This window comes from Acinetobacter sp. NIPH1876, from assembly GCF_022808535.1.
GTDB lineage: Bacteria > Pseudomonadota > Gammaproteobacteria > Pseudomonadales > Moraxellaceae > Acinetobacter > Acinetobacter higginsii.
Genome location: NZ_JALGBR010000027.1, coordinates 17,853 through 30,115, shown reverse-complemented (window position 1 = coordinate 30,115; position 12,263 = coordinate 17,853). Strand labels below are relative to the sequence as shown.

Sequence of the window (12,263 nt, the reverse complement as noted above, 5' to 3'; positions counted from 1 at the left end):
CTTGAACGGGAATAGTATCTATTTTTTGCTTTCATATAAGGAAGTTACCATACTTTTTAATATGCTTAACTTCCTAAGCCCCTTAGAAAATATGATGTGTTTTAAAAACTAAATAGTTTTTTATATCTTTAGGATAATCTTGAATCATCTTTAAGAAATTCGCTTGATCACCCTGATATAAAGCACGGGTTGCCTCTTCATAATTGGGCATATTACCCAACATGGCAGACATAAAGCGGTCGGTGGATTGTTTGGCGAGCATGATATTGCTTTCAGAAGTTGGATCATTCAGCTCTTTATCAATCAACTTCCGAATCACAGCAGATGCACTGGAACTCTGTTGATCTAACCAATCCCAATGTTTTTTTTGTAAGGTAATTTCACGAGAGATGACCCCAAGTTTCGGTCGCCCAACTTTCTTTGTCGGCTCAGGCTCGCTATAACGTTGATGAATTTCTTGTTCAGAACCAGAAAGATCAAGATCAACCTGTCGGCCAGTTTGATCATTGAAAATTAAAATATTCTCAATTGTTTTAGGCCTAAGTTTAATCTTAATTGCAAGCTCAGTAGGTTGCCCAGTTGCGATGAAGGTACTCCCTGAAAAGGCAGTATAGGTTGTTATTTGAGTATTCATTTTCTTCGGATTGTTTTATACGGGTAAAATAATATTATCAGGGTAAAAATAATTATGCAAATAAATATAGCTTCAAAAGATCTGATTCAGTTGGAGAGCTAGCTCTCAAATCTGACATAAAAAATGATGCAGATAGAATGCCAATTTTCAATTTTATTCTGCTTTGATATCGCTTTTATGAGACAATGTTTTTTTATTTTTGTGTATTAGGACTCCCATGATTGAGCAATCTCCTGAATCTTTAAGCGATATCGAAATTTTAGACATTTTACAGTCTATGAAAAAAGATAAGCTGGATACGGAAGCAAATGAGATTATCCGTAATGGGGGGAAGGCTGGGCGTCAAGAAGCACACAAACAAGCTTTGGTTGCACTGAATACAAGCTTTGAAGAAAAGTTTGTAGAAGCAGTTACGCTGGCATTAGGTTTGAATGCCGGTCAGGCGAAAAAAATTCGCTATAAAAAAGATCGTATCCGTATTTTAAAAGTGCGTGGTATTGATTATTTAGCGATTGATGGTGCAGAAACCGCTCAGGTCTTGGCTCAGGTTGCTCAAGCGATTATCCGTGAAGATGCAATCGTGACAGAAGGTCTACACAATATTTTCCCATTTTGGAAAGAAGGTTGGCCAATGGTTCAGTTTGATAATGCTTATAAGATCTTGGCAGAAGACATTGCTATTCACTATCAAGCGACCTTGGATGAACTCATCTCAATGTATGGTGGGAATTAAGGAATTATAAACCTCCTGTTCTGATCAATGCGGTTGCCAATAGAAAATAACAAGGATTGTTACTTTTATGAATTTACCACCGACGATTCCTGCAGAAGCTTTAGCCATGCTTCGTGCAGGGCAGCTGATTGATGCAATTAAGATCACGCGAGAAAAAACAGGTTTAGGTCTTAAGGAATCTAAAGATTTAATTGATCAGTATCTTCAAGATCATCCACAAGAACAGGCGCAGATTCAAGAGCAGTTGGCGCAGCGGAGTCGTGGTGGAATCAAAGTCTTTATTTTAATTTTACTGATATTGGCTGCCGTGATCTGGTTTGTTATGAAATAAAAAAAGCCCATATATGGGCTTTTTTTAGCTTTCAAGATTAATCATCTTGGGATACTGGAGATTCACCTTCGAGATTTGGTAAAACTTGGGTTACCAGCAATTGGTCAATTTTATAGTGGTCAATATCGACAACTTCAAATTTGAAACCAGCATATTCAACAGCATCGGCAGGACGTGGGATCTTGCGTAAACGATACATGATAAAGCCTGCAATCGTTTCGTAATTCTCATTTTCAGGGAATTCTTCGATGGTTAATGCGTGTTTTACATCTTCAATTGGTGTACTGCCATCAATCAGCCAAGAATGATTATCGCGTTTGATAATCTGCTTTTCTTCATCCATCGGTGTGACCCAGTCGCCCATAACCGTGATCATAATATCGCTGAGCGTGATAACACCAACAACCAAAGCATACTCGTTGATCACAACAGCAAACTTTTCTTTGGTTGAACGGAAACGATCCAGCAATTCAGACAAGGTTAAAGAGTCTGGAATAATCAGGACATTACGGATGGTTGATTCATTGAGTTGGGTAAAGGATTGATTGTTTAAGATGCGTACCAGAATATCTTTGGCATCGACATAACCAATCACTTGATCAATATGTTCACTGCACACTAAGAATTTTGAATAAGGATGTTCAGCCAGTTTTTGACGAATACTCTGTTCAGGTTCATTCAAGGTGAAATAAACAATATTTTCTCGTGCCGTCATGCTGGATGGGACAGTTCGTTCTTCAAGCTCAAATACATTTTCAATGAAATGATGTTCTTGTTTTTGTAAGACACCAGCTTGTGCACCGGCATTTACAATGGCAGAAATATCATCAAAAGTCATACTATCATCGCGTTTAGTATCAATTTTAAAGATTCTAAAAATTGAATTTGCAATGATATTAATAAACCAAGCCAATGGTCTGCAGATTTTGATAAAGATCGTAATTGGATTGATGACTTTAATGGCTAGTTTTTCTGGGAAAATCATGGCCAAACGTTTTGGCATCAAATCAGCAAATAAGATAAATAGGGAAGTGACTGTTAAAAAAGATAAGCTGAATCCGATGGTATCTGCCCAAGGCCCCGGGTAAAGCTCAGTCGCCAAATTGTGGAAGTAAGGACGCAATGAGGATTCACCGACAATACCCCCCAAGATCGCAACAGCATTCACACCGACTTGCGTAGATGCAAAAAAGTCTGCAGAGTTTTCTTGTAACTCAATGACTTTATTTGCTCTTTCCTCACCGCTTTCAGCAATGAGTTTGAGTTTGAGTTTTCGTGATCCAGCAATCGCGATTTCAGATAAGGATAAAAAGAATGAACATGCGACTAGAAGAACTAGAATCATCATGCTTTGTAAAATATCCATACATCACCTATGTTGATAGGACACAGCCTATAAAGTCGCTTATGCAAATAATTGTTTGTAACGCATTATTTCACTCGCTTATTCTTTAAGAGAATATAATCTATCAATAAGTAAAAGAAATAAATTTTTATTGATATTATTATTAAAACAATCAGCCACACAGAAAATATGGCTGAAAATTCATCTTGTTAATGTGTCAGTTTAGAAAAAACTATGTGGTAATTGTGAATTGCCATTATTCAACAAATACTCACGATTTTCTTCTTCAATCATTTGACGTGCAACAAATAGGATCAATTGTCTGAGCCAACGATGTGCAGGATGATGATGTAACAACGGACACCAAGCCATTTTAAGTTCAAATTCGGGAATATAGAACGGAGGATCCTTTATAACCAGTCTAGGATTCTGTGTTTGTAAGCGTGCCATACGTGTTGGTAGCGTCGCGATTAAATCTACATTTTGCGCTAACAGTGCTGGCATTTGATAATGACGGGTAAATACAGAGATCTTACGGCGTTGACCGATACGCTCTAACGCTTGATCAATCCAACCTAATCCAGCTTGTTTTTCTGGATTAACACCAAAGCCGACACCCATACCTGTTTTAGATACCCAAATATGCTGTGCATCTAAATAGCTTTTTAAATTGAGATGAGTCACTGCAGGGTGTTTATCATTTAAAATACAGCTAAAACTATCACGCCATACTAAGACCTGGTGGAAGCTTTGCGGGATTTCGTTGAAGCGGTTAATGGCTAAGTCAACTTTACCTTGTTCCATATCACGGTAGGATACGTCACTTGGGGTTAAGAAATCCAAGACCACGTTTGGTGCTTCTGAGCGTAAAGCTTTTACTAAACGTGGAACTAAAGTCGCTTCGGCATAATCGGATGTCATAATCCGGAATACACGATTACTGGTATAAGGACGGAATTCAGTACGCGGTTCAAGGATCATTGACAGATCAGCTAGCGCATCTCGAATACGTGGCTGTAATTCTAATGCGCGTTCTGTTGGCGTCATGCCCTCAGAAGAACGAATGAGTAGGGGGTCGTTAAATAAATTACGTAAACGACGCAGAATATTACTCATCGCAGGCTGGGTAACGCCCAATTGCTCTGCTGCGCGGGTGACATTTTTTTCACGAAGAAGTACGTCAAGATAAATTAATAAATTGAGATCGACGCGCTCCAGATTCATAAAAAAAATACCGAAAATAAAATCCTTGAATTGCCTTGAATTATGACATATCCAAAGGGATTTGTGTAACTTAATCCTACATAAAAGCAACAGCCTCAATGCTTATGCTTCAACTTGGCACATTCTGTCGAATTATTTAATTTTGACGGCTTTTTATGCTGTGGTTTTGTATTCAAATTGAAGGAAAATACACAGAAAAATTGTCATTTTCTGCAACTCAAATAAGCAAGTTTCAGCTTTTTATGAACTGATGAGTCTAGAAAATGGGGCTAAAATTTGATGCTTGGCCCAAGTTGTGTATTTTGTAAAATTAATAAAAACAAATACTTGTTTGGTGTTTTTTGTATTCTTGAAAAATGGTTATACATATATTTTTTTAGAAAATACTGAAGATTAAGCCAGAATATTGGATAAAACACTTGCCAAAGACTAAGCTGTGATACATGTTGATGAGGTGCTTTAAATCTAGACTAATTAAAATCAGGATTTATTAGCAATCATTCGATGCCAATCCGCAAAAGGAATATATCATGTCTACATATCAAACAGCGATTGATGCAATCCGCGAACTAAAAGCAAAATTCGGCGACACTTGGCGCGATATTAGCCCAGAAGATGCTGCGCGTATGCAAATGCAAAACCAATTCAAAACTGGTTTAGATATTGCTAAATATACAGCTGCGATTATGCGTCGTGATATGGCTGCTTATGATGCTGATTCTAGCAAATATACTCAATCATTAGGTTGCTGGCACGGTTTTATCGCGCAACAAAAAATGATTGCGAACAAAAAATACTTCGGTACAACTGAACGTCGCTATATCTACCTTTCTGGTTGGATGGTTGCTGCACTTCGTTCAGAATTTGGTCCACTTCCTGACCAATCTATGCATGAAAAAACTTCTGTACCTGCTTTGATCGAAGAAATCTACACTTTCTTACGTCAAGCTGATGCGAAAGAACTTAATGATTTATTCCGTGCGCTTAAAAAAGCAAACGAAGCTGGTGATACTGCTAAAGCTGCTGAAATCACTGCTCAAATCGACGGTTTCCAAACTCACGTTGTGCCAATTATTGCGGACATCGACGCTGGTTTCGGTAACGAAGAAGCGACTTACTTACTTGCACGTAAGATGATCGAAGCGGGTGCTTGTGCACTTCAAATCGAAAACCAAGTATCTGACGCGAAACAATGTGGTCACCAAGCTGGTAAAGTAACAGTTCCACACGAAGACTTCATCGCTAAAATCCATGCATTACGTTATGCATTCTTAGAAATGGGTCTTGATGACGGTATCATCGTTGCGCGTACTGACTCTGAAGGCGCTGACTTGACTCAAAAAATCCCAGTGGTTAAAGAGCCAGGCGACATCGCTTCTCAATACATCAGCTACTTAGATACAACTGAAATTGACATTGCTGATGCTCAAGAAGATGAAATCTTGATCAAACGTAATGGTAAATTACACCGTCCTAAGCGTTTAGCTTCTGGTTTATATCAGTTCCGTGCTGACACTCAAATTGACCGTGTTGTACTTGACTGTGTATCTAGCCTTCAAAATGGTGCAGACCTTCTTTGGATCGAAACTGCGACTCCAAACGTAGAAGAAATCGCTCACATGGTTAACCGTGTACGTGAAACTGTTCCAAATGCGAAGCTTGTTTATAACAACAGCCCATCGTTCAACTGGACTTTAAACTTCCGACAACAAGCTTACGACCGTTGGGTTGCTGAAGGTAAAGACGTTTCTGCTTACGACCGTGCTAAATTAATGAGCGCTGAGTACGATGCTACTGAATTAGCTGCTGATGCAGACGCTAAGATCCGTACATTCCAAGCAGATGCTGCTCGTGAAGCGGGTGTATTCCATCACTTGATCACACTTCCGACTTACCACACTGCTGCGCTTTCTACTCATGAGCTTGCACAAGGTTACTTCGGTTCTGAAGGTATGTTGGCTTATGTTGCTGGCGTACAACGTAAAGAAATCCGTGGTGGTATCGCTTGTGTTAAACACCAAGCAATGGCGGGTTCTGACATCGGTGATGATCACAAAGAAATCTTCTCTGGTGACAACGCTCTTAAAGCACACGATGATGCTAAAAACACAATGAACCAATTCGCTGCTCACTAAGCACTGAACTGATTCAAAAGAAAACCCTGCGAAAGCAGGGTTTTTTTATTGCTTTAAAATAAATACTTAAGACTGAATCTTTGTTTCAAGAAAACTAATTAGGGTCTTTCTGATTATTCGTGATGAGACGCTTTCTATTGAAAGAATTTATTCAATGAGATCTATCTTTATTAATCTAAGGACGATGTAAAAGAGACTTTATTTAAAAAGAGCAAGTGAATTGAATGGCTGAGTTGAATGATTCCATCAAAATATAAGCATAAAAAAACTGCTCATAAAGAGCAGTCTTTTAAGTTTGGGAAATAATAAATTATTTCTCAACACCTGCTGGTTGACCTGCAAGTTTAGCATTTGCATAGTCCCAGTTTACTAAGCTTTCTAGGAAAGTTGCGATGTACTTAGGACGTAAGTTACGGAAGTCGATGTAGTAAGCGTGTTCCCATACGTCGATGGTTAATACTGCAACTTGGCCATGAGCAAGTGGAGTATCTGCATTGGCAGTTTTAGTAATCGATAATTTACCGTTTACTTCATCAGCAACTAACCAAGCCCAACCTGAACCGAATTGAGTTGTTGCAGCAGCAGTAAATTCCTCTGCAAACTTTTCGTAGCTACCAAAAGCTTCTTCAATTTTCGCTGCAATCGCACCTGTAGGTTTACCACCACCATTTGGCTTCATGCTGTTCCAGTAGAACGTGTGGTTCCATACTTGCGCAGCGTTGTTAAAGATACCTGCTTTAGATGCATCACCAGCAGACGCTTTGATGATTTCTTCTAAAGATTTACCTTCAAGGTCTGTACCTTTGATTAAGTTGTTTAAGTTAACAACATAAGTATTGTGGTGTTTGTCGTGATGGTATTCTAAAGTTTCGCGAGTGATGTGTGGCGCTAAATCATCATAGCCATATGGAAGTGCAGGTAAAGTAATGGTTGTCATGTTTCATTCCTTGCAAATTTGCTGGGTTTTACATTAAGTGCCTTTATTGTAAATGATTCTATAGATAATAGGGCAGTCTTTTAATACACAAAATATGCAAAAAATTTCGTTATGAGACATATACGATACAACAATGATTAGAGTTTTTAGCTCGTTTAGTGAACGTTCTAAGACACTCTAACCCGTTTTTTATGGAGATACTGAATCAGGCCGAGCTGATTCGAAAATTATTATACTTTTGCTTGTAACGCTTGGTGATAACGGCGATTGACCTCATTCCAATCCACCACATTATAAAATGCAGCAATATATTCAGGACGGCGATTTTGGTATTTTAAATAATACGCATGTTCCCATACATCCAGACCTAAAATAGGTGTATTGCCATGCATCAAGGGTGAGTCTTGATTGCCGCTACTTTCGACCACTAATTTGTGTTCAGGCGTGACGCTCAGCCATGCCCAACCACTGCCAAAACGACTAATCGCTGCCTTGGTGAATGCATCTTTAAAAGCATCGAAACCACCAAGTTGTTGATCAATGGCTTCAGCAATATCACCTGTAGGTTCTCCACCACCTTGCGGGCTCATGACTGTCCAAAAAAGTGAATGATTTGCGTGTCCGCCACCATTATTGATCACCATATTTTTAAGATCTGCTGGAACTTCATTCACTTTGGCGACTAGTTCCTCTACAGGGAGTTGTTCCCATTCTGTGCCTTCAATTGCGCCATTAATATTATTGATATAGGTCTGATGGTGTTTGCTATGATGAATTTCCATGGTTTTGGTGTCAATGTTCGGTTCGAGTGCATCATATGTATAAGGAAGCGCCGGTAAAGAATAAGCCATGTGTTTGATTCCTTTTGTAATCAATGTGGTTTTATTACGATGAATTGAAGCGCCTTCATTATTTATTTAAAAGCAAATGAGAATCAATGTCTTTTAATTTGCTTTTATCTATGCGAAATGGAGTAAAAAATAAATTTTATTTATCATTTGTCTGTTGGGTCTTGAATTGACTTGCCAATGAAAGAAAGGGGATGTGTTCTGGGTTAGGCTTTATAAGCCCCAAGATAAGGTAAAGACGTTGCAATGCTGGTGGTGTTAACGCAAATCTTAATTTGAAAATGGATTCATTTAAAAATTATGAAGAGAAGGAGTGAAAATAATTCCACTCCTTCAAATGGTTGACTCGAACTAGATCGGATTGTTGAGTTCGAAGTATTCGGTTTTGATTGAAAACTGTTTGGTAATGGCCTGTGCTAAACGCTGTACACCATAACGTTCAGTTGCATGGTGACCACATGCAAAATAATGTACCCCTAGTTCTTTTGCTTCATAAAAAGTACGTTCGCTAACTTCGCCAGAAATATAAGCATCACAGTCTGCTTGAGCTGCTTTTGCAATAAAATCTTGAGCACCGCCTGTGCAGAAGCCTACTTTTTTAATTACAGTTTTATCACTTGGTAGATGAATCACATTAAAGTCAAAAATGCTCTGTAACTTCGCCTTAAATTGTTCTGGACTTAGCGGATTGTCTAAATAGGCAATGTTGCCAATTGGATGCTTTTCGTTTGGATCCAAAGCTTCTAAATCTTTTAGACCGATCAAATCGGCAATAGCGATGTTATTGCCCAAAGTTGGATGTGCATCCAAAGGCAGGTGATACGCGATCAGGGAAATATTATTTTGAATCAGTTTCTTGATACGATTGCCGCGCATGCCTGTAATTGGGTAGGGTTCACCTTTCCAGAAATAACCATGATGGACCAGTAATGCATCGGCTTGTTGGGCAATTGCAGCATCAATTGCATCTTCAGATGCAGTCACGGCACATACAATTTTATTGACTTCAGGCTTACCTTCGATCTGTAAGCCGTTTGGCGCGTAGTCTTTAAATTCATTGGCTTTTAAAGTCTGGTTACACCATTGCACAATGTCATGCAAATTTGCCATGCGATTCCTCAAATGATTTACATCTTTTCTCAGCAACAATAAGAACATATTTTCAAATGTAACTAAAGCTAGACAAAACTTTTTTAACTTTTGCATTGATTTTAAGCAATTTACTTTACAATGGTGGAAACTTCCAGTTCTTCAATAAATTACGTTCATTACATAATTTCGCCTAGAGGATAATAGACGTGCGCCGTGCATTTACATGGTTACCTTGGGTATTACTCATTCTTGTTATATTTAGTTTTCTGGCTTGGCAGAAATCACATCAACCGAAACCAACGGTGGCTGCTGATGGGGTAAAAATGCCAGCAGAAAAGGTTGAACCACTGATTGATACCACGCGTACGGGTGGGGTGGTTTCGTATAGTGCTGCGGTCAAAGTGGCGGCACCTGCTGTGGTGAATATCTTTACCACACAGAAAGTGAAACAGATGAATCATCCATTATTGAATGATCCTGTATTTCGTGAGTTTTTTGGCAATCAAATGCCGCAACAACCTCAAAACGAAAACAGTTTGGGTTCAGGCGTCATTGTACGTGCGGATGGTTATATTTTAACGAATAATCATGTGATTGCGCAGGCTGAGCATATTGTCGTGGCTTTACAAGATGGACGCCGTGCTGAAGCGACCGTGGTTGGCACTGATCCAGACACCGATTTGGCGGTAATCAAAATTGAATTGGATAAATTACCGGTGTTGCCATTTAAATTAAGTGGTAATGAAGTGGGTGATGTTGTGCTCGCGATTGGTAACCCATTTGGTGTCGGTCAAACTGTGACTCAGGGGATTATCTCTGCTACGGGACGTTCGGATTTGGGCATCAATACCTATGAAGACTTTATTCAAACCGATGCTGCGATTAACCCAGGTAACTCTGGCGGTGCATTGATTGATGTTGCGGGTAATTTGATTGGGGTCAATACGGCGATCTTCTCGCAATCGGGTGGTTCACTTGGAATTGGTTTTGCGATACCTGCCAAAGTGTGTCAGCAAGTTCTTAATTCCATCTTGAAAGATGGGCGTGTAGTACGTGGTTGGTTAGGAATTAGCTTAATTCCAAATAACATTGATGAAGATGTTTTGACCGCTAAACCAGTTGGTGTCACTGTTGCAGATGTATTACGTGGCGGACCATCTGATTCTGCAGGGATTAAGCGTGGCGATAAGATTATTCAAGTGAATAATGAGCAGATCTCTTCAGCATCGCATTTGATTAATTATGTTGCGTTACAAGCACCAGAAAGTTTAATTGATGTGGTGATTGAGCGTGAAGGCAAACAACAAACTTTGCAGGTTAAAGTTGGAGAGCGTAAAGTGCAACAAAATGCACAATCGCAATATATTCCATTGCCTAAGCGTCAACAACAGTAAGGCCGCTTAGATGATAAATAAGGGCTGCCAATGAGCAGCCTTTATTTATTTGAAGTCATAAAAAAAGCGTGTTGATCGACTGATCAACACGCTTTTTGCATTTTATCGACTTTTTTATTTTTCATTAAAGCATCGAAATTTGATGGTTTGATGACAGAGTTTTGATGTTTATATGACAAAGACCAAGCACAAGCGCTCTGCTTCAATGTGCACAAAATGCTTGATTGAAGTACTCAAACAAATCAGGGGTTTGAAACCAGATCAAGATCGAAAGACTCATCAAACACAGAAGCGTGACAAACAATAGCAACTTAAAATGACGTTCTATATTAGTCATGAATCACAGCCTCTTCATTCACGAAAAGATGGATGACAACACCAAAAGCACTTAGCACTAAACAGGCGAGCCAAATCATATTGTAGTTGCCTGCAATATCATGATTGACCCCACCGAGCCAGCCGCCAAAGAATGAGCCGATTTGATGGGTAAAGAACACAATACCACTGAGCATGGATAAATATTTGACGCCAAACATATTGGCCACAATCCCATTGGTGAGCGGAACAGTGGAAAGCCAGAGTAGTCCCATAATGATCCCAAAACTATAAACGGTCAATGTGCTGAGTGGGAGTAGTAGAAAAGCAATAATAGCAATACCGCGTAAACCATAAAGCAGCATCAGCAATCTTGGTTTTGAATAGCGATCACCTAACCAACCTGCACCATAGGTCCCTACAATATTAAATAGACCGACCAGTGCCAAGAATATCGTACCTGTTGTGGCATCAAAGCCATGATCAATTAAATAACCAGGTAGGTGTACGCCTAAAAATACCACTTGGAAACCACAGACCAGAAAGCCGAGCGATAACCACCAAAATGGTTTGTGTTTTCTTGCGATGTGTAAAACCTGTTTAAAGCTTAAACTTGGCTGATTTAGCGCTTTAGGTGCTGTAGAAGCAGGGGATTTCAATAACCAAGCCAAGGGGACAATGAATGCAATAGCAAAGGCACTCACCAGCAAAGCAGAAGACCAACCGATGGTTTTAAGGAATAACAGAGTTGAGGGCAGCATAATAAACTGCCCAAAGGAACCCGCAGCACTGGCAATCCCCATGACCATACTGCGTTTCTCTGGTGGTGCAGCGCGACCAACCGCAGAAAGCAATACGGTAAAAGAGGTCGCAGATAAGGCGAGTCCAATCACGAGCCCTAAGCTGAGGTTAAGTAAGAGTCCTGTAGAGCTAAATGCCATAAGGACTAAGCCAATAGCATAGAGTACCCCTCCCGCCATCACGACTTTTTTAGTACCGTACTTGTCAGCAATCGCACCGGTAAAGGGTTGTGCAGCCCCCCAGATCAGGTTTTGCATGGCAATCGCAAAACTAAAAATATGATGGCCCCAACCAAAACTATCGCTCATGGGTACCAGATATAAACCAAAGCCATGGCGTACACCCAATGAAAGTGCGAGAATCAGCGCACTTCCGATCAGCATATAGACCAATTGTTTGGAAAATTGAGGGTTTGACATTGTTGTTGTAATCTTGGAATAAGTGAAAAGTATTCTAAAATACTTCTCATCATAT

At 39.6% G+C, this 12,263-nt stretch carries 11 protein-coding genes; 4 read left to right on the top strand and 7 right to left on the bottom strand.

The features are described from left to right. Window positions 1-82: 82 nt before the first annotated feature. Window positions 83-634 carry a DUF2239 family protein gene (locus MN869_RS19745; protein WP_005202475.1) on the bottom strand — a complete coding sequence of 184 codons (552 nt, stop codon included), beginning with the start codon at window positions 632-634 and terminating at the stop codon, window positions 83-85. Between the two features lie 217 nt (window positions 635-851). Here MN869_RS19745 and MN869_RS19740 point away from each other — a divergent pair, with 217 nt between their 5' ends. Together MN869_RS19740 and MN869_RS19735 are read left to right on the top strand one after the other, a co-directional pair. Then, window positions 852-1,367 (top strand): hypothetical protein, encoded by a 516-nt coding sequence (locus MN869_RS19740; protein WP_005202476.1) that lies wholly within the window; start codon window positions 852-854, stop codon window positions 1,365-1,367. A 67-nt stretch (window positions 1,368-1,434) separates the two neighbouring features. Continuing rightward, window positions 1,435-1,698 (top strand): ribosomal protein L7/L12, encoded by a 264-nt coding sequence (locus tag MN869_RS19735; protein WP_005202477.1) that lies wholly within the window; start codon window positions 1,435-1,437, stop codon window positions 1,696-1,698. Between the two features lie 37 nt (window positions 1,699-1,735). Here MN869_RS19735 and MN869_RS19730 read toward each other — a convergent pair whose 3' ends face one another. Both MN869_RS19730 and MN869_RS19725 read right to left on the bottom strand, forming a co-directional pair. Further along, entirely contained in the window at window positions 1,736-3,064 is a 1,329-nt protein-coding gene (locus MN869_RS19730; RefSeq protein ID WP_005202478.1) for a hemolysin family protein, read from the bottom strand. A 201-nt stretch (window positions 3,065-3,265) separates the two neighbouring features. Next, window positions 3,266-4,267: a LysR family transcriptional regulator gene (locus tag MN869_RS19725; protein WP_004808464.1), complete on the bottom strand. Its 1,002-nt coding sequence runs from the start codon at window positions 4,265-4,267 to the stop codon at window positions 3,266-3,268. Window positions 4,268-4,797: 530 nt separating this feature from the next. Between MN869_RS19725 and MN869_RS19720 the strand changes: the two genes are divergently transcribed. Continuing rightward, window positions 4,798-6,402, top strand: coding sequence for an isocitrate lyase (locus tag MN869_RS19720; RefSeq protein ID WP_004808463.1), 1,605 nt, complete (start codon window positions 4,798-4,800; stop codon window positions 6,400-6,402). A gap of 310 nt (window positions 6,403-6,712) precedes the next feature. Here MN869_RS19720 and MN869_RS19715 read toward each other — a convergent pair whose 3' ends face one another. From MN869_RS19715 to MN869_RS19705, 3 genes are all read right to left on the bottom strand, one after another. Then, window positions 6,713-7,339 (bottom strand): superoxide dismutase, encoded by a 627-nt coding sequence (locus tag MN869_RS19715; protein WP_005202479.1) that lies wholly within the window; start codon window positions 7,337-7,339, stop codon window positions 6,713-6,715. A 230-nt stretch (window positions 7,340-7,569) separates the two neighbouring features. Further along, entirely contained in the window at window positions 7,570-8,190 is a 621-nt protein-coding gene (locus MN869_RS19710; RefSeq protein WP_005202480.1) for a superoxide dismutase, read from the bottom strand. Between the two features lie 348 nt (window positions 8,191-8,538). Continuing rightward, window positions 8,539-9,297, bottom strand: coding sequence for a Nif3-like dinuclear metal center hexameric protein (locus MN869_RS19705; protein ID WP_005202481.1), 759 nt, complete (start codon window positions 9,295-9,297; stop codon window positions 8,539-8,541). Between the two features lie 188 nt (window positions 9,298-9,485). Here MN869_RS19705 and MN869_RS19700 point away from each other — a divergent pair, with 188 nt between their 5' ends. After that, window positions 9,486-10,673 (top strand): trypsin-like peptidase domain-containing protein, encoded by a 1,188-nt coding sequence (locus MN869_RS19700; RefSeq protein WP_004808459.1) that lies wholly within the window; start codon window positions 9,486-9,488, stop codon window positions 10,671-10,673. A gap of 329 nt (window positions 10,674-11,002) precedes the next feature. Here MN869_RS19700 and MN869_RS19695 read toward each other — a convergent pair whose 3' ends face one another. Continuing rightward, window positions 11,003-12,208: an MFS transporter gene (locus tag MN869_RS19695; RefSeq protein ID WP_005202483.1), complete on the bottom strand. Its 1,206-nt coding sequence runs from the start codon at window positions 12,206-12,208 to the stop codon at window positions 11,003-11,005. Window positions 12,209-12,263 lie beyond the last annotated feature (55 nt).